The following is a 25,303-nucleotide window of genomic DNA, read 5'->3' as shown; positions in this document are numbered from 1 at the left end:
TCATTAAAAGGAGATCAGAACATGCTTTTAAGAAAATGGTTGTATCCTCTATTCGTCTTGCTTTCCGTATTATTGATTGCAGGTTGTACCTCACAGATTATTACCAATACCAGTTCTCACGCTGGTCAACCCTCCAAAGAGATGGGATTTCAGGAGGTCGCCGATTATATCAAAGAGCATCATGAACTTCCGCCCAATTATATTACGAAAAAAGAAGCTCGTAAGCTGGGCTGGGAGCCTAGTGAAGGCAATCTGGGTCAGGTCGCTCCAGGAAAGAGCATTGGCGGTGACGTATTCAGAAATCGCGAAGGGCTGCTTCCCAATAAAAAAGGTCGGATCTGGTATGAGGCGGATATCCATTATACTGGTGGAAAACGCGGAAGCGACCGAATTCTATATTCGAATGACGGTCTAATCTATCAAACCACCGATCATTATAAGACTTTTCAACAGATCAAATAACGGAGGAACACATGAATATCATTCAGATCGACGGTCGTTACCTTCATAATAGGGAATCACTCCATCAGTTGTTGCAGGATAAATTGCAATTGGATGAACACTACGGACACAATCTGGACGCTTTATGGGATGCCTTGACAGGTGAAGTCCAGATGCCGCTGACGATCCGCTGGAGTCACTTTGATATAAGCAGAGAAAAGCTAGGTGATTATGCAGATCAGGTGATTGATTTAATGCGCGAAGCAGAGCAAGAGATTGACGAGTTCACATTAGAGTTATGGTCATAGTAAAACAGGCTGCCTAAGGGCAGCCTGTTCTTTTAACTTCTACTAACTTCTGCTATCTTATTTTAACTTCTTTTGACTTCAATTCACTTCTATTTACTTCTTTGCCTCGTTCTTCTCTTCATTCACATCTGTCCTTACGGTTGCACAACAAATGTTGTTACACTTTGGGCTGGCAGGTCTGCCGAGAATCCGTTGCCGGATATCTGCAACGCAGAGCCGGCCGCCAGATTACGTGTGCTGTCCGTTACCCAGGAGGATACAGCGGAGGCTGTTCCATTTTGCACAGTGAATCGCTGATTCACGCCTGAAGTATTTTTGTTAATAGCAACGATAACGATTTTGTTGTTCTCTCCCTTGTATGCCGAGACATATACACCATTTGCCGGATTTTTGGTTGCATCTACTCTGACATCACCAGGGCGCACGAATTTGGAGTAATGAGCCATACTATAGCCACGTTTACTTATCGTTCCATCCTCTTTGATCGGTCCATAATGTCTACGGATATACCACCATACATACGTCTGAAAATTACCTTCAACCATCGCATTGTACATATGCTCCGCTACTCCTAAAGCTTCAGGCCAGCGATCTGCAGAATTGGTCTCGCTGTTCGGATAGTATACCTCTGTCATCCAAAGCTCTTTTCCTGCTCCCTTTTGTTCAAATAACGGATATGGAAAGTCGCTATATTGCGTACCATACGTATGTGCACCCAAAATATCCATATTCGCAAGGGCTTGCGGATCATTCAAAATAGGGTCCGACATGTTTTTCACATAAGAGAAGGATTCCGGGGCAATGACCCGATTGTTGATGGAACCCGCGTTTTCTTTCATGAAACGAAGCATTTCCTCCGGAGACCACCATGTCCAGTCATGGGCATAGTCAGGCTCGTTTTGTACGGAAATCGCATACAAGTTGACGCCGTTATTTTTCATAAATGTATCGAATTCATTCAAATATTGAGCGTAAGCCGCATATTTGTCGTACTTGAGTCGTTTGGCCTGTGTAATCTGCGTATATGCAGTTACGTTGATGTTATCAATGTTCGGTCCACCCGTTCCTGTAGTAACCAGCTTCAACGTGCTTGTGCCATTCACCATCGGTACCTGAATCGATTTGTCCTTCCATGTGTTTCCACTACCTGTAGCTTCAAATGGCACGTTACTGAGCGCTAATGTGCCGTTCACGTATACATCCAGGTTACTCGTTCCTGAAGGAAGTGAATACCGAATTTTAATGTTTTTGGTGCCGGTGCTGCCAATCAGAATCGTATTCCACTGAACAGCCGAACCGCTCGCATTTTGGAAAGTAACATAACCTGATCCTGTATATCCTGTCAAAGAACTCCCCGCTACAGCCCCGGTCAACGTTGTCGAGGATTCAGCTTCATACGTTGAACCACCGCCCGAAGTAGTGCCGATGGTGACCAGTTCCGTCATATCTGTTGGTGGATTCCAAGGAGATGCAAATACAATCGCACCATGTTCAATCGCCTTTTTGGCTGTATCCACTTCCCGTTGCCAGTTGTTCTTGTTCTCATCAATCGGAATTCTTAGAACAGAGAAGCCCAGCTGGTTAGGCCCATTGCCAAAAGCGGTTTCCCTCTCAGAGGCAGTGAGATCACCAATCCAACCGGAATGTGTCATACCGCCAAAACCCCGAATCACTTGTTTGGGTGAAGTTACGTTAATTACAGCATCGTTCGCCGCCATTACTTTGGAGGAAGCAGGTACATAAAACAGGGGTAGTGCTGTTAACGCTGCAAGCATCGTACAGAGTGATTTTTTGAACATAGAATTCACGATTTCTCATCTCCCGACCTTTCAGATTAGAACACAACAATCTTAATCTTAACCTTAACCTAACTTTTATCCCTTTACGCCTCCGATGGTCATACCTTGAACGAAGTATTTCTGCAGGAAAGGATATACCATCAGAATTGGAACACTTGCAATAATAGTCATCGTTGCCCGAATAGAAGTTGGTGTCACGGCAACTCCGCTGTTCTCAGCAGACTGATACACATCACTTGCCGATGACGTTGCCGCCGTTGTTGACGTCTGCAAAATCTTCATCAATTCATATTGAAGTGTGCTTAACTCCTTGTTAGACGAGTTATAGAGAAAGACGTCAAACCAGGAATTCCATTGACCCACGGCTACGAAAAGAGAAACAGTTGCCATCGCTGGGATGGTTAATGGCAGTACCACTCGAATAAACGTTGTAAATTCTCCCGCTCCGTCAATACGGGCCGACTCCAGAATTCCCTCAGGCAATCCTTCAATGAAAGAACGAATGACGATCATATTAAACACACCGATTACACCCGGAATGATGTAAACCCAGAAAGATCCAATCAGCCCGAGATCACGAATCAACAGGTACCCTGGAATGAGTCCTCCGCTGAAGTACATCGTGAAGACAAAAAACATCGTCACAAACTTACGAAGTACGAATTCCTGCCGGCTAAGTGTATAAGCAAGCATCGCGGTACAGAAAACGGAGACAATCGTTCCGATAATCGTACGAAGTGCCGAGATCAGCGTAGCATGGTAAATGTCGGATTCTCCGAAGATATATTTGTAGTTATCCAGTGTCCACTCCCGTGGCCACAAATAGATCCCTCCGCGTATGGCGTCATTCGCATCATTGAGAGATACGGCAATCATATTGATAAACGGATAGATTGTAACAATCATCAAACAGATCATAAACGTGATATTAATCGCATCAAACGCCCGGTCCCCGGTGCTACTGTTCCGCAAGCGGGATGATTTTGCTTTTGGCATGGCTCAGGCCTCCTCTTAGAATAGTCTGCTTTCTCCCATTTTTTTGGCGATATAATTGGCGGTGAAGAGGAAGATGAAGCTGACCACAGTTTTGAAAATACCTGCTGCTGTACCCAAGGAGAAGTTCCCCATTCCCAAACCATACTTCAAGACAAAGATATCCAGATTTTCTGAATAATCCATATTCATGCCGTTGCCCAGCAAATATTGAGGTTCGAATCCGGATTCCAGAATACTTCCCATATTCATAATAAGCAAAATGACGATAACCGGTTTTAAACCTGGCAATGTGATATATAACATTCGTTTAAAACGACTGGCTCCGTCAATCTCTGCCGCTTCATACTGAGCAGGGTCGATGGCTGTAATCGCCGCCAGATAGATGATCGTGTTCCAGCCAACATCTTTCCATACCTCGGTGGCCCCCAGTATCCCCCAGAAATATTCGCCTTTCCCCATCCAAAGCACTGGACTGTCGATCAAGTGCAGCTTCATAAGAATAAGGTTAATGATTCCATCGGGTGACAACACGGTGAGCACGATACTTGAAGCAACAACCCAAGAAATGAAGTGAGGCAAATAACTGACGGTTTGTACAAAACGTTTAAAAATAATATTTTTCAATTCATTCAAAAGAAGTGCCAAGGTAATCGCTGTGACAAACCCAAGCACCAATTTAATAGAACTCATCACCAGCGTATTTCGAAGCACTCGATAGAACGTATTATCTTCAAACAGTGTTTGGAAATGTTTCATCCCCACCCACTGCTGATCCGCGAAAGCTCTTGCCGGTTTAAAGTTCTGGAACGCCATCGTCCAGCCCCATAGCGGCAAATATTTGAATACAAATGCCCAAATCACAAAGGGAATACACATAAAAGCCAGGGTACGCTGCTGTAGCAATCGTTTGTAGAAGCTGGTTTCGCGGTTCCCTTTTCGATGCGAAGTAGGTGGAATCGGTTGAAGAGTTACATTGGGTTCCTCCACGATGCAGTTACTCCTTTCCCTATCTGTTATTCATGCGCGGAGAGAGTATATACGGAGATATACACCAGAAAGCGATTCCCCCCTTCTCTCCAGCGCACGTAACAGTTTATTTTATATGGTCTTGATTAAATCACCATTTACCTGCGACACGATTTTGAATGACTTCAGTCATCTTTTTCTCGTAGCCTGCTTTGTCCAGCTTGCTAAATTCAGCCATGTAAGCATTCCACAGGTTATCGAAGTTCGAAGGTGCACTCAAAATCATCTCAGGCAAGTACTTGCGCTGTATGTCATCCGATTTCGTTGTGAAAACTTGTTCAGGAGAACCTTGTTCGAGCGCAATTGACCATGCCGGGAACCAAGGACGTTCCTCCGGTTTGTTGAACAGCTCACTGAACGTCTTGATACCATAGGCATCCAGGAATTTTTTATCCCCTTCTGTATATGTTCCTGCGACAACTTCCGGCTGATTGCCTGGATTAAATGCATTCCCATCGGACAGTGTCGATTCTCCACCATAACGTGGCCAGTCATTACTGAAATAGGTAAATCCAAATTTACGGCCAAGCTCGACATCGTCGTGAATTTTCCGCTGTTCATCATTCGCATAATAATAGCGCCCTTTTTCATCTACGCTGTAAGTCTGATCTTTGATCCCCCACTGGATCAGAATCTGATTCTCTTCTTTGAGCAAATTATCAAAATACTTGATGATACGTTCCGGGTCTTTCGCATTTACGGTAATACCCGTAGCATAGTTGTTTACGAAGCCAGGAGGATCAATGTATTGGTCCTTGATGCTCTTATCGAACACAATCGGAAGCGGTGCATAACGTTTCTCATCGATACCTGCTGCCAGCAAGTTTTTCGTTGCATCTCCTACTTGCCATGCATAGTTAAAGTAACCGAGAACACGTCCTGAAGTCAGTTTTGCCAAGTACTGATCCTTGTTCATGGTGAATGACTCTGGATCAAGCAAACCTTTGGCGTTAATTTCATTCAGCTTTTTGATCCAGCGTTTCTGTTCTTCTGTACCTGAAACGGTTCTTGCGACATGGGTTTGCATATCTACCATAACGCCGCCGTCATTTGGATATCCTGCAAGGTGCATGGCTGGATTTTGCAACGTGAAGAAGTTATTGGCTACGCCAGCAAGGGATACAAACCCGATCGTTTCGGCTCCATCCACTGTCGGGTGTTTCTCCTTATAGTCCTCGATCAGATCAAAATATTCATCCAGTGTCGTAATTTTAGGATAATTAAATTCCTTCAATACAGAACGTTGAATCCAGAATGCCCCCCCGCCAATGTTAGGGCTACCTGAATACTCACCTTGGTTAGCCGTATATGGCAACGCATAGATTTTACCGTCTTCCGGGTTTCTCATTTTATCGAAGTACGGGCCATACACTTTCTTAATATTCGGACCGTATTTTTCGATCAGATCATCTAACGGAATGTAAGCTCCAGCATCCAGCAATTTGGACATTTCTCCGCTGGAGGCGATGACGTCAGGATAGTCTCCGGACGCAATCATAACGCCAGCTTTAGTCGCACTGTCACCAACCAGATATTCCAATTTAAAATCTACACCTGTCTGCTTCTGCAGTTCTTTACCAATCGTTGTTTCACTTGCCAAAGTATCTTTCTTGCCCGAAGAAAACATGTAATACGAAAATGTAACCGGGCTATTATCATCTTCTTTTGCTGTAGACGAAGCCCCTGGAGAAGAGCTGCCTGACGAGCACCCAGCCAACAGGGATGCCAATAATACGGCTAATCCTGTCGTTTTCAAAAGCGGTTTTAACATGTGTTTTGTTCCCCCTTTTTAGTTAAACGGTGTATGTAAGCATTTTCAATATATCAAGATAACGCTTTCATAGTTACCCATGAAACTGTACATTGTTCTTTAAAAAGTATATCGAACCATCATTTAACTTCAGACTCATCTCCATCAAGCGGGAGCCTGATTTGTATACACGTCCCCTTGCTTTCCTCTGAATGGATAGAAAAAGAGAATCGATCCCTATAACAAAGTTTCAACCGGCTATAGGCATTTTTCATCCCTACATGCTCACCCATATCCATATTCTGTTCCAGATATCCTACCAATTCTTTCAATCTTGCTGCGGACATGCCAATACCGTTATCCTCAAGCCCGATATGAAGATTCTGACCCTCCAATTGAACAACAAGCCGAATAATGCCTTCACCCGGTGTAGATTCAATGCCATGTATGCTGGCGTTTTCCACGAATGGCAAGATGACCATTTTTGGTATCCGGTACTTTAACGCTTCAGGATCAGCTTCAATATAATACTGGAGTTTTTCCCCAAAGCGATACTTCTGGATTTGCAAAAAGCTGTCGATTAGCTCCAGTTCCTCCTTCACGGTCACGTCATGCTGATTCCAGCTAATGGACTTACGAAACATTTTTGCCATATGATGCACAATCTTAGCGGTCTCTTTCTCGCCCTTGATCAGGCTCCGCATTCGCACAGATTCAAGCGTGTTAAACAGGAAATGCGGATTAATCTGACTATGTAATGCATGAAGCTGCGCCTGCTGCTGTTTAAGCTCCAGGTCTTTTTTTTGAATATCCGCTAGATATACTTCATCAATAAGATTCCGAATCGTCTCGGTCATCCTGTTGAATTCGGTTGTCAATTGTCCAATCTCGTCCCTTGCATCTTCAGGAGGAATGGTCTGAAAATTTTGTGTTTTTACTTTTTTCATATGTTTGAGAATACGTACCAGTCTGACGTGAATGGAGCGGGACATCGCCGCAATGATAATCGAAGGCAACACGAAATTAATACATGCCAGCCAGACGACGAAAGAGCGTGATTTACGAACTTCCTGTAACACGATTTCCTCATCCATCACACCTTGCAGGGACCACCCTTCCAAATAGTTAATGCCAGAATAGACACGATCAAATCGAATGGTTTTATTGGGGAATTCCATTTTTCCGTAAAGCTGTCCAATTGAAACATTCTCTGTGCTCAAATCATTCGAAAAGCGAATATGGCCTCCTGGATCAACCAAATACACTTTGCCATCAAAACCGCTGTTGCGAAATTGCTCTTGGAGTAGATCCATATTAAAGTCAATTTTGAGTAATTGTTCGATACCGCCCGTGTCCTGATTGTTTAACCGCTGGATGAGGCTTAACATCTGATCGGTTGCAATCAAGGTTGGATAAGGTACAACATTATTCTGTAATTGCTTATACCAGCTCGTGCTGCGAACCGCTTCATTTAAGTGTTCAATGTAGCCTGAGGACAAAATCGTTGGATTATCGGTATACACTTGGTACCAACGAATGCCTTGACTCAGTTGACCGGAAAACTCTCCTTTGAGATAGGAGTTATATGCCCGAATATACTCCGAGTTACTTTCAAACGAACGAGATAACGTGTCATTGAATACAGGATCAGCATAGAGCGAATACGACAGACCTACCCCCTGGTCAATCGTCACACGTAATTCGTTCTTCAGATTGTTTAACGCCATTCCGGCATCACGAGATTTCTGGTTACGGATATTGGCTGTGGTTACTTGATAGAAAACGACATTCGTCACAACAATCGGAATGAACACCGATAACACGTACATCAGCAACAATTTGTCCCGAAGCTTCATGTAGTTCCACTTCCACTTGATCATTGGGCCCCCCGCTGTCCATCCTCTTTCAGAAGATTACGGTAGGTTGTTGGCGTCATATTAACGATTTTCTCAAACTGAGTCACAAAATAATCCGCATTCTGAAATCCGATACGAGCCGCCACTTCATACATTCGCAGATCCGTCTGGCGAAGCAACTTCTGGGCTTCCTGAACCCGAAGATTCAGCAGATACTCATTAAAATACTGGTTATAACTTTTACGGAAAAGTCGACCCAGATAGACCGGATTCATATAGAACTGGGCCGCTATACTTTTGAGACTGATATTCTCCATGTAATGGGAATCGATATATCGTTTGATCTTGTTGATATCTCCTTTGGACTGCTCCATCCGCAGTTGCGCAATATACTCCTCTGCTTCTTCCAATGCAGTCAAAAATGCAATTTTCAATAGTCGCAAATTCCATCCATCTTGACCTTGTTCGGCTAATAACTTGAGTTTCTGCAACCCTGCGTCCGTACCTCCCATTTCATGCACAACCGCGAGTATGCCCGTAATGCAACGCAACAGAGAACCTGTAACTGCCTGAGTAGAAAACCGGCGAGAGTGAAACTTGTTGAACATATCGTGCACAATCTCATGACAAGCCTCACGATTTCGCTCTTCCAGGCTTAGAATCAGGGGATCAACCTCTTCCTGATTTATGTTAAATACGTATAACGCTTTATCTTTCACTTCTGTATAATGGACAACACTTCCAGGCTCTGCAAACTTATGCTTGGATGCTTCCTCAGCTTCCGCGTAAGACCGAGGTGCTTCGGTCATGTCATCTATTAATGTACCTGCGTACAAGCCTACATCTGCGCCAAGGTGGTCGCTGAGCATGTTTTGAATCCATTGAATTTTATCAACTACACGTTGTTTTGGTGAGGCTTCCTTCAATAGAACAATCAAGGCAAATCTACCTAGCTGTTCCTCAATAACGTATAGGTTGAACCGATGATCCGCCAACGAATAAAGGATTTCATTAACCTGGTGAAGAGTCACTTTCCGGTGCTCTGAGCCTGTTTGTAATTCAAACAGCACAATGATCAATGACGTCTGATGGTCAATACCTAACATTTCTGCATACCGGATCTCATCTTCTTTTCGAATCTGACCCTTGATCATATCTTTTAACATAATTCGACTGGCTTGTCCTTCCTCCAAAAATGCATGTTTTCGCTTATTCTGGATCAGGTTAGCCGCCTTTTGCAGCGTTGCGGTCATTTCTTCGTCATCAATCGGCTTGAGGATGTAATCCTGGACACCGTACCTTATTGCTTGTTGTGCATACTTGAAATCATGGTAACCGCTAATGATAATAAACACAGGCTCTAGCGTAGGTGACTTGTCAACGGCACGAATGAGCTCGAGTCCATCCAGAATAGGCATTCGGATATCGGTAATAATGACATCAGGATGTAGACACTCCGCCTTATTCAGCGCCTCCAGTCCATTCTCTGCTTCCCCCGCAATCTCCATGCCAAGACTGTGCCAATCAATCAGTTCATGCATTCCTTTACGGATATACATCTCATCGTCGACCAGAAGTACTTTTAACATATGATCTGCCCCTTCCCTTCAAGCGAAAATCGTTGAATGAAATCAACAAAAAACGGTATATTCCAATTATAATTAGAACCCGCTTACAATTCTGCAGCTATTTATACAAGATGGTTTCCATTCTATCCTTTGCCGTTTGCAAATTCATTGCGCGAATCGTTGATTTTATTGCGCGAAAGTACAGACATCAGCTTCATAATATAAAAAAAGCGAAACAGAACCGAGTTTAACCCGGACGTTTCGCTTAAGAGATAGAGATGAATTTTATGCTATATCCTTATCCTTCTAATCAAGAGGTTACTTGCCACTTTTCCCCTTTTAAAATAATTGAATCTTGTGCACTCTGAAAATTCAGTTCCATATGTTGATCCAGATAAGAAACGCTGACTTTAATTGCCTCGCTTGCACGTATACTGGCATGAAGCAACTTCCCTTCGCTCCATTCCATGTCCACTTCAAATCCGCCGCGCGCTCGCAGCCCTCGAACGGAACCTTTCGGCCATGCTTTTGGCAACGCAGGAAGTAAACGAATCTCTCCGCCGTGACTCTGGAGCAACATTTCGGCTATGCCTGCCGTACCTCCAAAGTTTCCATCAATCTGAAACGGAGGATGATCACAGAATAAATTAGGCAGTGTCGAGGAACGAAGCAGCTCCATAACGTTATCATGTGCCTGTTCAGCCTGCTCCAGTCTTGCCCACATGTTTAGAATCCAGGCCCGACTCCAGCCTGTATGTCCGCCGCCATGCTGAAGTCTGCGATCCAGCGTAACACGAGCGGCCTTTGCCAGATCAGGCGTCGCTTTCGGAGTAATCTGTGATCCAGGATGCAGCGCAAACAAATGTGATATGTGTCTATGACCTGGTTCAAGTTCATCGTAATCCTTGCTCCATTCTTGAATCTGTCCGTGTTTTCCCACAGCGATATCCGGAATACGAGTTAATGCTTCTTGTAACTGTGATGCAAATTCCTGATCTTGTTGCAGAATGTGTGTACTATAAATACACCGCGTGAACAACTCCCGAATAATCTGGTTATCCATCGATGCCCCGTAACAAAGCGCACCCGACTCACCATGATCCAGGATATAGATATTTTCCGGTGAGGATGAAGGACATATCGTGAGATTCCCCTCCGGGTCTTGTACAAGGAAATCCAGAATAAACAAAGCTGCCTCTTTCATCGTTTCATATACTTTTTTCAAAAAAATCTTGTCCCTACCGTATTCATAATGATCCCACAGGTGAAGAGACAACCACGCGCCGCCCATCGTCCAGAAGGTCGACGTTAGACATACATCCTGCGGGGCAGGATCTGCCCATATGTCGGAATTATGATGTGCTACAAATCCGCTACAGCTATACATCTTGCTGGCCGTTTCCCTTCCACGTTCCTGTAGTCGCTCGATAAAATCAAATAACGGGATGTGACACTCCGGCAGATTACAACTCTCGGCTGGCCAATAGTTCATTTCTGTATTGATATTAATGGTGTATTTACTATCCCATACCGGAAGCATGTCTTTGTTCCATATGCCCTGCAGATTGGCAGGTAACGAACCGGGCCGGCTGCTGGAGATTAGCAAGTATCGCCCGAACTGGAAGTACAAACTTACGAGTTCAGGATCATCACCGCCTGCTCTAAGACGCTCGAGTCGTTGATTCATCGGCAGAGTCATATAACTGGTATCTGTGTGTCCACCTTCCAGATGCAGATCCATTCGTTTGAACAGCGCCTGATAGTCAGTGATATGATCCTGAAGTAACTGATCATACGTTTTGGCGGAGGCCGCATCTATTCTTCGTAAACATTCTGCCTCCAAATCTTCCTTGTCATAACGAAAATCAGTGCATGCTGCGATCAGCACGGTGGCGTAATCAGCATTTAAAAGTGACATTTGACCGCTCGAATACTGAAGCTCCCCTGCTTCGTGCATGACCCGAATCGCACAGCAAAAACGAATCCCACCTTCTCCCCCGCTTCGTCCCCGGATAATCATATCGCCATTGCTGCGTTGTTGGATTCGATCAATCAAAGATTGGAACCCGACCGGATGTCTTAGCGCCCCCGATAACGGCGACCATTGTAACACGGAACCTCTGCCAAACAAGGCTGTGAATGATAATTCGCCTGGCACGCTACTAGACAGACGGACTGCCATGACCTGATCAGGATAACTTGAAAAATATTCTCGCTTGTATTGTGTATTGCCTGATGTGTACTGAACGCGAGCGATTCCTTGTTCCAAATCAAGATATCTCTGATACGCTGCTGTCTCCTCGTCTGCATGATGCATGGCTACATAGAAGTCACCAAGCGGCTCGTAATGTCGTTGCCCATCAGGCACACCCACTAATGAGGTTAACGCTAGCTCCTCTGCCTGCCGAATCTGGCCTTGAAACAGAAGTTCCCTTATGTTATCCAGTGATTGAAGTGAATGCGGGTTGTTCCGCTCCATCGGTCCGCCGTACCAAAGGCTATCTTCATTTAACTGCACTCTCTCTAGATGTGTTTTTCCAAATACCATACCACCGAGGGTTCCGTTTCCAATCGGAAAGGCTTCTTCCCACTGCTCCGCGGCGTGATCAAACCAAATTTTATTCGTATTCATCATTATACCTCCAACGAGAGATGCCAAGGTTCACTGCTGCACTAGCAGCATGACGAACAGGACTCAATATGACCCGTCTTACAGGCCGTATAATCAGTTTACTTTGTTCACCCGGCTTCGTTGAATGAAGAAAACTAACCTAAACCTTCACAATGCTAACCCGTTTGGAGGCATGGTCATATCTATTCAATCGCTGGAGGTGACTTGATCCCAGTAGTCACCAACGAGACCTTCGATGATGGAGCCGCTGGCCCACGGCATCAGACAGAACCAGGTGCTTGCCGGCGTACCATCGGCATAAGTCTCCGTAACGAGTCCTTGCGAGTGACAAAAGCGCTCGGACATCCATCCTTTTTTGCCATAACCATATTCACCATCAACACGATTATAGGTTTGACAGCCCCAAGCGATCGTATCATTCATACGCTGACGGATATAGTCATCCTCACGATGCTGAAGATAATACAAAAGCTCATCAACGAGATTGCTCGACATGGGATGAATGTGCGGGTTAGCTACCGAAGTGACGCTTCCTCCAGAACTTGACCAGTTCAATGTACTCAGCGGCGGAATCTGCACTGGCGAGTTATAACAAAATTTAAAACTGAACTCATAGCTGATGGCGTCTCTCATATGATCAAGGAACGTTTCCTCACCGGAGAGTGCATGCAGGAAACGGAGAGCTTTGATATATGCCAGAATGCCTTCCGAATCCACTGCTTTGTCCGCATCAAGCGGAGCACCGTAACATTCCATCTGTTTCACATAGGCATTATAATAATGTGTTTCACTGCGTCTCATTTCCTCCAAATCGGATAAATCATTGGTCAACCAGCTGTAATAAGCTTTCGCAGCGAGGCACCACGCCCCGCTAAAAGCATCATACTCCAGGCCTGCACCGGTGCGCTCGGACAATATCGTCGGATATTCGCCATCTGCATTTTTGCTCCGTTCCAGGCGTTCTAGTACTTGCTTTACATAAGCGAGCCAGTCATCATGCCTAATCTGTCTTATGCGGTATTCGTAGTCATAACATTTGAGGATATAAAACATGGCTTGAGCAACGAGATAGGATGAGTGCCCTGGTGTACGCATACCGTCAAACCACCAGCCTTTAATGCTCCATTTTCCATCCTGATAAGCATCATACGGAAGTCCTGACTCGGAATTCATCGCATTTTCGATAATGTTTGTGATACAGGACAAAGCCTGCTGACGCATGGGCTCATCGTTCTGACGCAATGCTGCAAGCAGCATGGGGGTTGCAATGGTCATGCCATTGGTCCAACTGATCGAGATGATTTTGTTATATCGATACCCCCCGCTCTCTGCGTCTTCGTACACAAAAGTAGAATAGTGACGGTCATCTGGAAGCCACGCGTAGTCTCGAACAGCAGCGGACATGTCGGATACGGCTGTGCGGATGTCGCTTCCTTGTCTAGGGTGTTCATGGTACTTTTGGTAGACATGCTCTAATGCAGGGTTAATACCCAAGGGCGAAGAGGATTCATAATCATATAGTTCAAGGGTGAACGCCACCGATTCTCCTGCTTCCAACACAAAGACGCTCTCTGCCAAGGCTGAGCGCTCGTGCACAAGTCTTGATTTGATAAACAGCAACGGAGCATTCTCATACCCTAAGGTATAACCAACGGTGCCTTTCTCGATTGAACATGTGAAACCTCCATATTGTAGAAAAGTTCCTGTTTGACCCGGATACCACGGCTGCTTCTGTCCACTATGCTTGCTTTCCACCCAATATGGGCTTACGCTTAGCCCGACAATTCGGCCCGAATCATATACAAGTGCAGCCGGATGCGATAGACGATCGCTTCGAACCATCCACCAAGGGGATGAAGGACGGGAAGGTGTTCCTTCACGAAGTCTTGGAAATTCGTTAGGTACATTTTGGGGTGCTTCTCCCCGATTACGACAATACATAAAGGCAGGCAGAAAAAATCTGGGCTGCTGTTTGTCAAAAGCAAGCTCTACATGAATCACTCCACTCCACCGTTGACTGTCTTCATTCTTAATCGTAATCTGTGCTTGCTTTGGATCATCTGCACAGCCTGTCCCGGCACTCATATTCACGTCAGCCCGAAGATTATGCGTGCTCATTCCAGTATAGGCTGTCCCTTCCTGCCTTTTACTGCGTGCGGTAAAGATCAGTTCCATATAATCCTCTCTTTCTGTTTTCCCTGTCCTTTCAGAAAACGCTTGCAAATTTTAAACCAAGATGCTAGGATGGTACCATTTTATAGGTTCAGGTTCGCAAGTTCATTGCTTAAATCGTGATATTTATTGCGCCAAACGATTAGGAGGCTTTCATGATATGAATGAATCGCTGGAGTACCTGTATGACCCCATTCAGATGGATCTGCTGTATCTGCATCGTGTCACCACCTACAATATGGGCACATTCTACCATCGGCACAATGGGTATGAGTTGTACATTTTTCTTCGCGGCAATGTGAATTTCTATATCGAGAATCGATGTTACCATCTGGAGCGAGGTGATCTTATTGTTTTGAGTCCAGAGGAAATGCATCGTTCCTTTGCACTCGACAAGAATGAATATGAACGAATCACAATTAATCTACAAAAAACATTTCTTAACCGATTATCCACATCATCTACCAACCTCTCTGCCTGTTTTGATCATCGGCCTAAAGGTAAGGGGAACATCATTCATTTGAATGAAGAGGAGTTAGAGCGATTTCTCAATCTTACAACCCAAGTGGAACAAATGTTGCTAACCTCAGACTACGGTGCGGATATTATGAGAAATATGCTGATCGCCCAACTGCTTCTCATGACCAATCTGGCTTTTAAACATACAAATTTTGTGCCCACCGACATTATGCCTGAACTGGTTCGTAATACGATGGACTATATTGAAACGAATCTGACCGAATCTCTTACACTACAGCACTTATCAGAAAAACTATTCACCAACAGCAGTTATATCAGCCGGCAATTCAAAAAACATACCGGACTAACGATTCGAAACTATATACTTAACCGCCGCATCGAGCTCGCCCAAATCTGTTTATCGGAAGGCATGAGTATTACCGAGGCCTGTTATCATTCCGGATTCGGCGATTATGCCAACTTTATTCGCAGCTTTACCAAGATGGTCGGAACATCGCCAGGCAAGTTTGTACGTAAACATCGCACTGAAAAGTGTTAATTATCGTTGAATTACGGTATGAACCCAATGATCCAAGGACGGAGGATATACATGGAACTATCAAAAGGGACCTATGGTTTTCGATTTGCCGAAGATCGTGAACTTGAGCTCTGTAAGCTGTATGCAACGGGGAGCGATATCATTACTGAACCGTCGTATTACTGGGATGGGCTGGAACGAACGGATGGTCCTCTTCTTTTATTTCAGTACACCCTTGCAGGAGAAGGTATTTATGAAACAAAGGACCGTACATACCGTGTGACCTCCGGACAGGCTTTTCTTACTGATATCCCTAGCGCTCATCGATATTATTATCATCCAGAGTGTGCTGAGCCATGGCATTTCATTTTCCTACTTTTCCGTCCTGATCTCATTCAGGCTCATTGGCAGAAGTTTGTGCGAGAATCAGGTGAAGTTGCTTCTCTCCCCATGGATTCGACTCCCATCCGTCTGCTGCGAATGATTGTAACGGATGCGGCGGCAGGAAGGATAACGGACCCTTTAATTGCGTCATCCAGTGTGTATCAGTTCATGACAGAGCTTGTTCGCTTACAGACGACTGCACGTCATAATCGGGAGAACTGGCCGGAACATATTCAGCAGGCTACGAAGTACATCGAAAGCGACTACGCCAGTATGGTCAGCGTGGATCAGCTTGCTGAACGCGTTGCTCTATCCAAATATCACTTTATTCGCAGATTCTCGGCCAGCACAGGTCTCACTCCAGGTGCCTATCTTACCCGCGTTCGAATCGAGAAAGCGATGGAGTTGCTTCGCGGCACGACATTAAGCATTGAACAGATTGCGGTCCAAGTGGGGTACTCCAGTGGAAGTTATTTTATCAAAGCTTTTCGAGGGTTAACCGGGTTTACCCCAGGAGAATTCCGAAGCGGCGGCGAGAGCCTCGTGTACCGCAGATTGTTTTTTGACTAACCGCAATATATTGCTATTGAAGACTTAACATTACTGTAGATTAATGTATTTTACTTTATTATGATAAATGTGACTGGAGCAATAATTTAAATTACGTCAGGTAAAGGAGCCTTCAAATGGATCATACTCTTGTTGCACCAACACCCCCTCTTGGCTGGAACAGCTGGGACTGCTACGGGGCTGCCGTCACTGAAAAGGAAATTCGCGGTAATGCGGAGTATATGGCTACACACTTGAAAGAATATGGTTGGAGTTACATCACCGTTGATATTCAATGGTATGAACCTCTGGCTAACTCATCGCAATACCGCCCTTTCGTTCCACTGATTATGGATGAATACTCACGTCTGATGCCTGCAGAAAACCGCTTTCCTTCAACTGCGGATGGTCAGGGATTCAAACCACTTGCTGATTATGTTCACAGTCTGGGACTGAAATTCGGCATTCATATTATGCGCGGAATTCCAAGGCAAGCAGTTCATTCCGACACAGCTCTATTAGGAACAAACTCCACCGCCCGTGAGATCGCTCATACCAACTCCATCTGCCCATGGAATACCGATATGTATGGGGTGGATCACCACAAAGAAGGCGCGCAAGCTTACTATGATTCATTGTTTGAATTGTATGCTTCATGGGGTGTCGATCTGGTCAAAGTGGATGATATCGCTGCCTCCAGATTATATGACACACATCAGCCTGAGATTGAGATGATCTCGAAGGCGATCAAACGTGCCGGACGCCCCATGGTATTAAGTCTGTCTCCCGGTCCTGCCCCCGTGGAATACGCTGAATTTTTTGCAGAACAGGCTAACATGTGGCGGGTCACGGATGATTTCTGGGATCAGTGGCCACTTCTTCTGGATATGTTCGACCGCTGCCGTAAGTGGCAGGGCCTTCCTAAGGAGGGATGTTGGCCGGATTGTGATATGTTGCCTCTGGGGCACATTGGTATTCGCTCTGTGGATGGAGGTGGAGCCGATCGGTGGACAAGATTCACTAAGGATGAGCAATTGACGATGATGTCTCTGTGGAGTATCTTCCGTTCTCCTCTCATCTTTGGCGGTGAGTTGCGGGATAACGATGACTGGACGCTGTCCTTGCTGACAAACCGTGAGGTTCTGCGTATGCATCGTGAGAGCCATAGTGCTAGAGAAGCGCTACATCAAGGCGATCTGATCGTATGGACGGCATCTCATGTCGATGGTTCCACTTATGTAGCTGTGTTTAATGTTGGCGAGCAGTCAGCACTCCCGGTGGAACTTAATCTCAATACAGTTGGTTTATCCCTTTCTGCTACAAGCCATGGAACTGAGTTATGGAGTGGCGATGTGACAGAAGTTAACGAGGATATTTTACGCACGGATGTGCCTTCGCACGGTGTGCGCCTGTACCGTTTTGCGTGAACCATTTCGCCTGAACCGTTCCATAAAGAAGGGGCCTGTCGTTTATGACAGACCTCTTCTTCTCTATTTCTTTGAAAAAAAAACGGATTGTAACTATTGGCTTGGAAGAGCATTTTCGGCTTTATTAGAACAATGTAGATGATCCATTCATTTGTCCTTCGGGCTTACGATCAAAATGCCATCTATACACAAAAGTCATTACCACAACCAACATGGCAAGCACAATAAATAGATTACTATATACAAATGCAGATGATCGGCTGATAAAAGGATTGAAACGCATCTGCTGTGCTCCCCCGTCGATGACCTTGCCAAGAACGGTTGTAGATACAGAAGCCGCGATGAAATTAAACATCGACAGTAGTCCCATACCAATGCCGACCTGTTCTTTGGAAAGGGTCTGTGCGATCGTATTAGACAGCGCAATTTGCATATATGATTGACCAAGAACCGCCAAGATTAGAAAGGATGAAACGAAAAACAATGACACGCCGGCAGCAAACGATAGACTTATGAAGCCGATAACAAGCATCGTCGAGGCTGTATAAATCAAAAAGACATTGCCTTTATCATCAGCTAACGTTCCTCCTCGTCTTCCCAGTAATGCTGCAATCAGGGCCGAAGGTAACATAATTAGACCTGTCAGAGCCGGATAAGCATCATACACATGGGTTAACAGTTGGGGAATAATAAATGGAATGCTAAATCCACATGCAACTAACACAAATGAAATAATCATTCCCCATGTATAGGAGCGGTTGCGAAAAACAGCTGGCTGCACAAACGGTGATGCTGCGTGGAGAATACGAAGGATAAACAAGGCTAAAACTACAATGCCCAGTAGCAAATACCACAAATTTAATTGAGTTAGTGCGAGCAAAATGGCTCCAATGCTTACGGCGAGCAGTATGCCTCCGAGATAGTCCATCTTTTCATACCCTCCCCTCTCATCATTCAAATACTTTCTATAGAAGGGGAGCGTCAACAGCGAAAGTAGCGGAATCGCAAATAGAAACTTCCAATGAAGTGCACTGGATACGAATCCGGCAACAATAGGACCTAACGCAGATCCCAGGGCGATTCCGATCGCAGAAGTACCGAGTGCCTGACCACGCTTGTTTGGCGGAAAATATCGAACTGGTATAATCATGGCCAGAGCTGGAATGACGGCAGCCCCTGCGGCCTGAATCAGACGAGCCAAAATAATCATAAAGTAGGAAGTAGAAAGAATTCCTATAACGGAGCCAGCAGCCAACAATAAGAGTCCAAATGTGATTAAATGTTTAATGCTATATCGATCTGTTAGCTTCCCGTAAGTGACTGTACCAACGGCGTATACAATTAAATATCCGGTAACGATCCAGCTTGTCTCGGAAGCCGACCGTTCGAATTGATCTCCAATGACGGGTAGGACAACATTAAACATCATTCCGTTCATTACGGAGATGATCAAAGTGAAGACAAGCACGCGAAGTAGTGCAGTTTCTTTGCCCGTTGCAGATGTATACTGGATCTCTAAACTCTCTGTGGTCTTCATCGTTTCCCTCTTTTCCTTACGTTACTAAAAAAACACGCAAAATTGACTGTCAGTACTTACTGTCATATTAGAACTTAAAATACTAGGGCGTTAGCGCCCTAGTGAACGTCCACACACTTTCGGTAATCACATCTTCTAATGAAAGCCACGGAAAATGTACATGATCCTCCATATGGTTAATAAACAAGCCATAATTCAATGCCATGAAGGAGAAAGCCTGTAATTCAGCGTTGATCTGAACCACCTTTCCTTGCTGGTACATCGTTTGCAGATATCGGGTTAAAAGCTCAAGTAACTGCTGGGGATGTCTTATCGTTCGTGTTCTTAACTCAGGCAAATGATTCATTTCCTTCAGACTGATCATGAATAGTTTACGGTTCTTATGCATGATTTCATGATAAGTTTTACTGACTAACAATAAGTCAGAATGCAGATTCCACACGACTTCTTCCTCAAAAAGTCGTGTCATTTCTGCGACATAATGATATTCGTCAAATGCACTCTCGAGCAGATTTAGTTTCGTACCAAAGTGGCGAAATAACGTCTTCTCACTTACGCCGGCGGTTAAGGCAATCTCCTGCGTTGTAACACTTTTATATCCCTTAACCGAGATCAGCTCAATCGCCGTTAACATTAACTTCTCTTTTATGTTCAGTTTACTTGAATTGGACATGAAGCTCTCCTTTTACTCAAATGTCAGTGATCACTGTCATAAAAGAAGACTACCTTTTGAATCACTCTTTGTCAAGTAGTTCAACTCATTTCTGTTCCATCGCCTGCACAGCAAGTTGGAAAGCTCGAATTCTTCTCTCCAGTAAGGTATATTGTGGTGTTCCAACTGTGGATTTATCCATCATTCGTTTAAGAGAAGGCAGTAGATTATTCATCACATGACGTGCCTCGGATATCTCCAGGCTACTATAATGTTGATCATCTCTCCCATTCCAGGTGTGTTCCAATATATACAAACTGACAATTAGTGCATGAAGTCGTTTCTCTATAACCGATGTATTTGCTTCTTTCCCCACCATTTTCTTCAGAGCGTTCTCCGATTTTCGGATCACGGACTGAAAGGCTTCAATGGATTGTCGTTGTACAGTCTCAGATACGGATTCAATCATGGGCAAATGCTCCTTTTCCTTTTCATAGGTTTTATAAATGGTGTTATGTAGATGTTATATACAATATATTCACTGTTTCAGGAATCCTATTATAGTCCCATACGCAATCAATGTACAAAACAAAAAAGCCGCATATCGCGACTTTTTTTTGTTGAACTATGATAAAACTGGGATTAGAGCACCTTTTCCAAAAAGCTGATTGTGCGTTCGTGCTGCGGTTTCCCGAAGATCTGTTCAGGATTACCTTCCTCAACAATATATCCGCCATCCATAAAAATAACCCGATCCGCAACTTCGCGGGCAAAGCCCATCTCATGCGTAACAATGATCATCGTCATACCTTCTCTAGCGAGGTCTTTCATAACGCCAAGCACCTCGCCGACCATTTCGGGGTCAAGCGCCGACGTAGGCTCATCGAACAACATCACATCCGGGTTCATCGCGAGTGCGCGAGCAATAGCTACACGCTGCTTCTGTCCACCCGAGAGCTGGCTTGGAAAGCTATCCGCTTTATCTGCCAGACCGACACGGTCAAGCAAGCGAAGCGCGGTTTCCCTAGCCTGTTCTTGATTTAATTTGCCAAGTTCCATTGGCGCAAACATAATATTTTTGAGCACACTGAAGTGTGGAAACAGATTAAAATGCTGGAATACCATGCCGATGTTCTCACGGGCTTTATTGATATCGATATCTTTGCTGTTTAAGTCACGATCATCGACAATAACACGGCCTGCGGTGATATCCTCTAAACAGTTCACACAACGCAGAAATGTACTTTTCCCCGAACCGGAGGGGCCGATCACACATACAACCTCTCCTTCGTTCACAGTCACGTCTATTCCTTTCAACACCTGATTGGAACCAAAACTTTTCTTCAGACCTTCTATTCTAATTTTACCCACGACGGATTCTCACCTCCAGATAATCGGCAATTTTAGTCAGTATTATAATAACGATTAAGTACATTATTGCAACCGTTAACCAAATGTCAAACGAGGCCAGGGATCTGGCAATAATGATTTTACCAGACTGCGTAAGCTCAACCAGCCCGATAACGGACAAGATCGATGTATCCTTCAATGTAATAACCATCTGGTTGATAAATGAAGGAATCATCACACGGATCGCCTGAGGAATGACAATTTTCATCATCGCTTTGCGATACGGAAGTCCGAGTGAACGAGCCGCCTCCATCTGTCCGCGATCAATCGATTGAATACCCCCACGGATAATTTCAGTGACGTATGCTCCGGCATTTAAGCTCAACGTCAGAATCGCTGCCAAGAATAGCGGCATCGTAAATCCGAATGCCTGAGGGATACCGAAGTAAATGAAAAATGCGAGAACAAGCAACGGAATACCCCGGAAGACATCCACGAATACGGTAGCAATCCCACGTAAAATTTTGTTGCGTCCTACCTTCATAAAGGCAAAGATTAAGCCGATGATAAAGGCAAAAAATAGAGACATGATCGTATATAAAAGTGTGTTTCCCAAACCTTTCAGCAAGGATGGAAGAGACTTGATTACAAGTTCCATCCGTCCCAGGCTTGCAACAGTCTCCGCATTGTCACCTATATACTTATCTACAATACGCTTGTATTCACCGCTTTCCTTGATGTTTGCAAGGCCTGCATTAAACTTCTGCAGCAACTCCTGGTTTTTACCTTTACTTACAGCAAAGCCGTAAGGGGCACCTTTTTCTGGTTCTGTAACAACTTTCAGTCCGTTTTTTTGATTCTCCCCATATTTCAATACAGGGTAATCATCAAAACAGGCTGCAGAATTTCCCGTTTTCACATCTTCATACATTAGCGCCGAATCATCAAAAGGTACAATGGTAAACCCATACTTAGATGCGTTCGCTTCAGCAAAACGATACCCTTCCGTCCCCGTTTTTACTGCAACCTTTTTACCACGCAGATCCTCATAGCTTTTTATTGTATCATTGTTCGCTTTAATGCCCATAACAACGCCTGATTCAAAATACATATCGGAAAAATCAAATTGGGTTTTACGTTCATCCGTAATACTCATACCTGCAATAACACCATCTACTTGATTGGATTCCAGTGCCTGCACCGCTGCGTTAAAACCTAAGGCTTTGATCTCATATTTGAAATTCTGGTCCTTCGCAATCGCTGCAAGGATATCCATGTCAATGCCGACAAGTTCTCCGTTTATATCCTCAAATTCAAACGGTGCGAAGGTAATGTCGGTACCGATCACATAAGTTTGGCCCGAATCCGATTGTGCCTGCACACTTCCCGTCCAACCTGTAAAGCCGGACACCAGAAGCAGCACCATGGTAAGTATAATTAATGTAATCCTGTTATTCTTCATATGTCCTCCTCGTCTTGACGTCATGCCATACGTATGTCCCGAATCATGCTAAGGTTATTATTCTCAGCTCTTGACCAATCAATGCTCTTTCTACCCACCTTCATTTTTGTTTCCATGGCATTTCTTCAATCCACTTGTAAAAGTCCTCTTATACTTACCCTGGTGGTCAGGTTGTCGAAACTTAAATTTTAAATTTGAAACATTAAAATGCCAAAAAGCCGCAAAATGCGACTTTTTGGCTATCTTATAGATATGCATTAATTCTCAATCGATAAACTATAATTCTTAAGATGGGTTCATGCTTTATTTTAACGTAATCTCAAAGACTGATCCAGCTTCACCAGCAAAGACAAGGTAGCCTCTCTCGGGCAGTACCATTGTCGATTGACCACTGACTACGCTGTGATTCAGACTGGCACCAGACGCATCATACACAACAAATGAACCATCGGAGGGCAAATTCACTTTCATTTCTTTCCCGCGAGCCGCAGCTGGAATCGAGAACCATTTGGCATAACCATTCGACTGGATCGTCGTTTTGGATTGCTGACCTGCATAGATCGGTTTCACGATATCCTGGTTGGCATATATATTGCCTCCTTGTGACACATACTCCACACCGTCTTGTTTGTAAAAGGTAAATTCCATCGTATCACGACCTGCTACACCCGGAATCTGCAATTGATTCACAGCCTGATCCCCATCCGTAATAGCATTCGTATAAATATAACCTGGTAACTCACTTAACAACTGAATAGGTATCAGCGGCATTGCTGTATTATATAGAGTCGAGGTATGTTTCTCATTCACGAGTACATACGCTTTACCCACACGCGCTTGCCACGCAGCTTTGGCTTCGTCTGACAATAGATTGGCTTGAAGCTTTTCAGCCTTATACTCCGAAGAAGCAAGCTGACCGAGCCCAGGAGCCGATTGATACGAACGTGTCCAAAGATACGTATTTCCGTTATCTTCCTTAACAAATTTCACTTTCTCCGTACCTGCCTCATTCACAAAAGAACCGTCAGCAATATAGGTGTACGTCTGTTTCGGGCTATTTGGTGTCGCTAACATCGACATCGTGAGTTGCCCATTCTCCTGAACATCCAGCTTCATCAACATGTTGGCTCCGCCACCATAGATTCCTGAATGTTTCATCTCTTCCTTCGGCATCTCTGCTTTCACAGGTACTCCATGTGACTTCTCCGGTTTACGCTCCGGAATCAGCTTCTTTTCTTCCAGGCTACTTAGCAACAGCTCTGTTGCAATCAATTGATTCGTTGAACTTGAACCTCCCGAAGATGTAACGGCTGCAGCCATATTATACTCAGGCAATACAATCAGAGAGGAATGATAAGCAATTGTATTTCCGCCTTTAGTCCATGCCTTGATCCCATACTGATTGAACGGAAACAAGTTTACACTATCCCACCCAAGTCCATACGCAATGGATGAATCACCGTCCTCTGGCCACATTCCCCTCTTGTACTCTTCCTGTCCGGTAGCTTTCGCTGATTCTTCGGAAAGAACACCATTCTTCTCGTTCGTGAATACTTGTGACAGCTTCACTAAATCTTCGGCTGTGGAATAGATGCCACCTGAAGCAATCATATTGGTTGTCTCCAAAGGCTGCCGTTCCTTCTTGGGGGAGTATGTCGTTGCCATGTGTTTCACATCGAGCGGATCTTGTGGCGTCTTGGTATGATTCATGCCTAGAGGTGTGGTGATATGACGATGCATGAATTCCGTAAAACTCAACCTGCTAACTCGTTCTACCAGAATCTCAGCTAATGAAAACCCGTCATTACTATAAACCGAGTAAGCTCCAGGATCTGCCTTCAAATGTTGTGAGGCTAACTGTTCCAGTAATGTATCATGTGCGTGTGTATCTGGATCTTCGAACAGAATCGCGCTATTACTGGATGTGCCAAGTAATCCCGATGAATGATTTAACAGCATACGTACTGTAATCTGAGCATAACGCTTGTCCTTCATTTTAAATTCAGGAATATAACCCACTACAGGATCGTCCAATTTCACTTTGCCCTCATCCACCAACTTCATGACAGCGGTTGTGAGAAACATTTTACTTGTCGATCCTATGCCATACATGGTGTTTGACGTGAGTGGCACACGATTCTCCGGGTCATTCATTCCTGTCTGTCCAGAGAGAACGATCTCCCCTCCATCGATAAGTGCGTACTGTACACTCGCGACACCGTAGGTTTCGGTCAGTGTTTTCGTTTTCGCTACAACTGATTTTTGAGTCAATCCGTAGTCTAGTCTACCTGGAAGCTCGGTAGCATATGCAGCTGTGGGCGTTAACATCGCAAATGCCAAGGTCATGGCAACGATGGACATTCTTTTTTTTCGTATCAAATTCATCTTCTCCTATTC

At 44.6% G+C, this 25,303-nt stretch carries 19 protein-coding genes and 1 pseudogene; 5 read left to right on the top strand and 15 right to left on the bottom strand.

The window, feature by feature from the left end:
- Positions 1-21: 21 nt before the first annotated feature.
- Both BLQ13_RS03210 and BLQ13_RS03205 read left to right on the top strand, forming a co-directional pair.
- The gene (locus BLQ13_RS03210) at positions 22-462 is read left to right on the top strand and encodes a ribonuclease domain-containing protein (protein WP_090915933.1); all 441 of its coding nucleotides are present in this window, start codon (positions 22-24) and stop codon (positions 460-462) included.
- An 11-nt stretch (positions 463-473) separates the two neighbouring features.
- Entirely contained in the window at positions 474-749 is a 276-nt protein-coding gene (locus BLQ13_RS03205; RefSeq protein ID WP_090915931.1) for a barstar family protein, read from the top strand.
- 134 nt (positions 750-883) lie between these two features.
- On the opposite strand, the gene BLQ13_RS28750 is transcribed toward BLQ13_RS03205, so the two are convergent.
- From BLQ13_RS28750 to BLQ13_RS03165, 9 genes and pseudogenes are all read right to left on the bottom strand, one after another.
- Positions 884-2,194: a carbohydrate-binding protein gene (locus BLQ13_RS28750; protein WP_420848899.1), complete on the bottom strand. Its 1,311-nt coding sequence runs from the start codon at positions 2,192-2,194 to the stop codon at positions 884-886.
- Positions 2,186-2,524, bottom strand: a pseudogene (locus BLQ13_RS29140) (hypothetical protein); the annotation flags it as partial. The gene BLQ13_RS28750 and the pseudogene BLQ13_RS29140, both read right to left, overlap by 9 nt.
- A gap of 99 nt (positions 2,525-2,623) precedes the next feature.
- Positions 2,624-3,544: a carbohydrate ABC transporter permease gene (locus BLQ13_RS03195; RefSeq protein ID WP_090915927.1), complete on the bottom strand. Its 921-nt coding sequence runs from the start codon at positions 3,542-3,544 to the stop codon at positions 2,624-2,626.
- A gap of 15 nt (positions 3,545-3,559) precedes the next feature.
- Complete coding sequence (locus tag BLQ13_RS03190) at positions 3,560-4,531, bottom strand: ABC transporter permease (RefSeq protein ID WP_090915925.1); 972 nt, start codon at positions 4,529-4,531, stop codon at positions 3,560-3,562.
- 130 nt (positions 4,532-4,661) lie between these two features.
- Positions 4,662-6,341, bottom strand: coding sequence for an ABC transporter substrate-binding protein (locus BLQ13_RS03185; RefSeq protein ID WP_090915923.1), 1,680 nt, complete (start codon positions 6,339-6,341; stop codon positions 4,662-4,664).
- A gap of 119 nt (positions 6,342-6,460) precedes the next feature.
- A complete protein-coding gene (locus BLQ13_RS03180) occupies positions 6,461-8,200 on the bottom strand; it encodes a sensor histidine kinase (protein ID WP_090915921.1) in 1,740 nt (579 codons plus the stop codon).
- On the bottom strand, positions 8,197-9,765 hold the full coding sequence (locus BLQ13_RS03175) for a response regulator (protein WP_090915919.1): 1,569 nt from the start codon (positions 9,763-9,765) through the stop codon (positions 8,197-8,199). Before BLQ13_RS03175 ends, BLQ13_RS03180 begins: the two co-directional genes overlap by 4 nt.
- Positions 9,766-10,054: 289 nt before the next feature.
- Complete coding sequence (locus tag BLQ13_RS03170) at positions 10,055-12,376, bottom strand: glycoside hydrolase family 95 protein (RefSeq protein ID WP_090915913.1); 2,322 nt, start codon at positions 12,374-12,376, stop codon at positions 10,055-10,057.
- Between the two features lie 186 nt (positions 12,377-12,562).
- Positions 12,563-14,551, bottom strand: coding sequence for a hypothetical protein (locus BLQ13_RS03165; protein ID WP_090915911.1), 1,989 nt, complete (start codon positions 14,549-14,551; stop codon positions 12,563-12,565).
- Positions 14,552-14,708: 157 nt separating this feature from the next.
- Between BLQ13_RS03165 and BLQ13_RS03160 the strand changes: the two genes are divergently transcribed.
- The 3 genes from BLQ13_RS03160 to BLQ13_RS03150 all read left to right on the top strand — a co-directional run bounded on the left by BLQ13_RS03160 (position 14,709) and on the right by BLQ13_RS03150 (position 17,905).
- Entirely contained in the window at positions 14,709-15,566 is an 858-nt protein-coding gene (locus BLQ13_RS03160; RefSeq protein WP_090915909.1) for an AraC family transcriptional regulator, read from the top strand.
- 51 nt (positions 15,567-15,617) lie between these two features.
- Positions 15,618-16,499: a helix-turn-helix domain-containing protein gene (locus tag BLQ13_RS03155; RefSeq protein ID WP_090915907.1), complete on the top strand. Its 882-nt coding sequence runs from the start codon at positions 15,618-15,620 to the stop codon at positions 16,497-16,499.
- A gap of 116 nt (positions 16,500-16,615) precedes the next feature.
- Positions 16,616-17,905, top strand: a complete 1,290-nt coding sequence (locus BLQ13_RS03150; RefSeq protein ID WP_090915905.1) for a glycoside hydrolase family 27 protein — start codon at positions 16,616-16,618, stop codon at positions 17,903-17,905.
- Positions 17,906-18,029: 124 nt separating this feature from the next.
- Here the strand turns inward: BLQ13_RS03150 and BLQ13_RS03145 are convergent, their stop codons facing one another.
- The 6 genes from BLQ13_RS03145 to BLQ13_RS03120 all read right to left on the bottom strand — a co-directional run bounded on the left by BLQ13_RS03145 (position 18,030) and on the right by BLQ13_RS03120 (position 25,291).
- Positions 18,030-19,442, bottom strand: coding sequence for an MFS transporter (locus tag BLQ13_RS03145; RefSeq protein WP_090915903.1), 1,413 nt, complete (start codon positions 19,440-19,442; stop codon positions 18,030-18,032).
- Positions 19,443-19,524: 82 nt separating this feature from the next.
- Positions 19,525-20,115: a TetR/AcrR family transcriptional regulator gene (locus BLQ13_RS03140; RefSeq protein WP_090915901.1), complete on the bottom strand. Its 591-nt coding sequence runs from the start codon at positions 20,113-20,115 to the stop codon at positions 19,525-19,527.
- 85 nt (positions 20,116-20,200) lie between these two features.
- Entirely contained in the window at positions 20,201-20,563 is a 363-nt protein-coding gene (locus BLQ13_RS03135; protein ID WP_244159202.1) for a hypothetical protein, read from the bottom strand.
- A gap of 173 nt (positions 20,564-20,736) precedes the next feature.
- Positions 20,737-21,465 carry an amino acid ABC transporter ATP-binding protein gene (locus BLQ13_RS03130; protein WP_090915899.1) on the bottom strand — a complete coding sequence of 243 codons (729 nt, stop codon included), beginning with the start codon at positions 21,463-21,465 and terminating at the stop codon, positions 20,737-20,739.
- Positions 21,458-22,906 (bottom strand): amino acid ABC transporter substrate-binding protein/permease, encoded by a 1,449-nt coding sequence (locus tag BLQ13_RS03125; RefSeq protein ID WP_090915897.1) that lies wholly within the window; start codon positions 22,904-22,906, stop codon positions 21,458-21,460. Before BLQ13_RS03125 ends, BLQ13_RS03130 begins: the two co-directional genes overlap by 8 nt.
- A gap of 303 nt (positions 22,907-23,209) precedes the next feature.
- A complete protein-coding gene (locus BLQ13_RS03120) occupies positions 23,210-25,291 on the bottom strand; it encodes a serine hydrolase domain-containing protein (RefSeq protein ID WP_090915895.1) in 2,082 nt (693 codons plus the stop codon).
- Positions 25,292-25,303 lie beyond the last annotated feature (12 nt).

The organism is Paenibacillus polysaccharolyticus (assembly GCF_900102085.1).
Classification (GTDB): Bacteria; Bacillota; Bacilli; order Paenibacillales; family Paenibacillaceae; genus Paenibacillus; species Paenibacillus polysaccharolyticus.
This window is presented reverse-complemented; position numbering and strand designations above follow the sequence as displayed.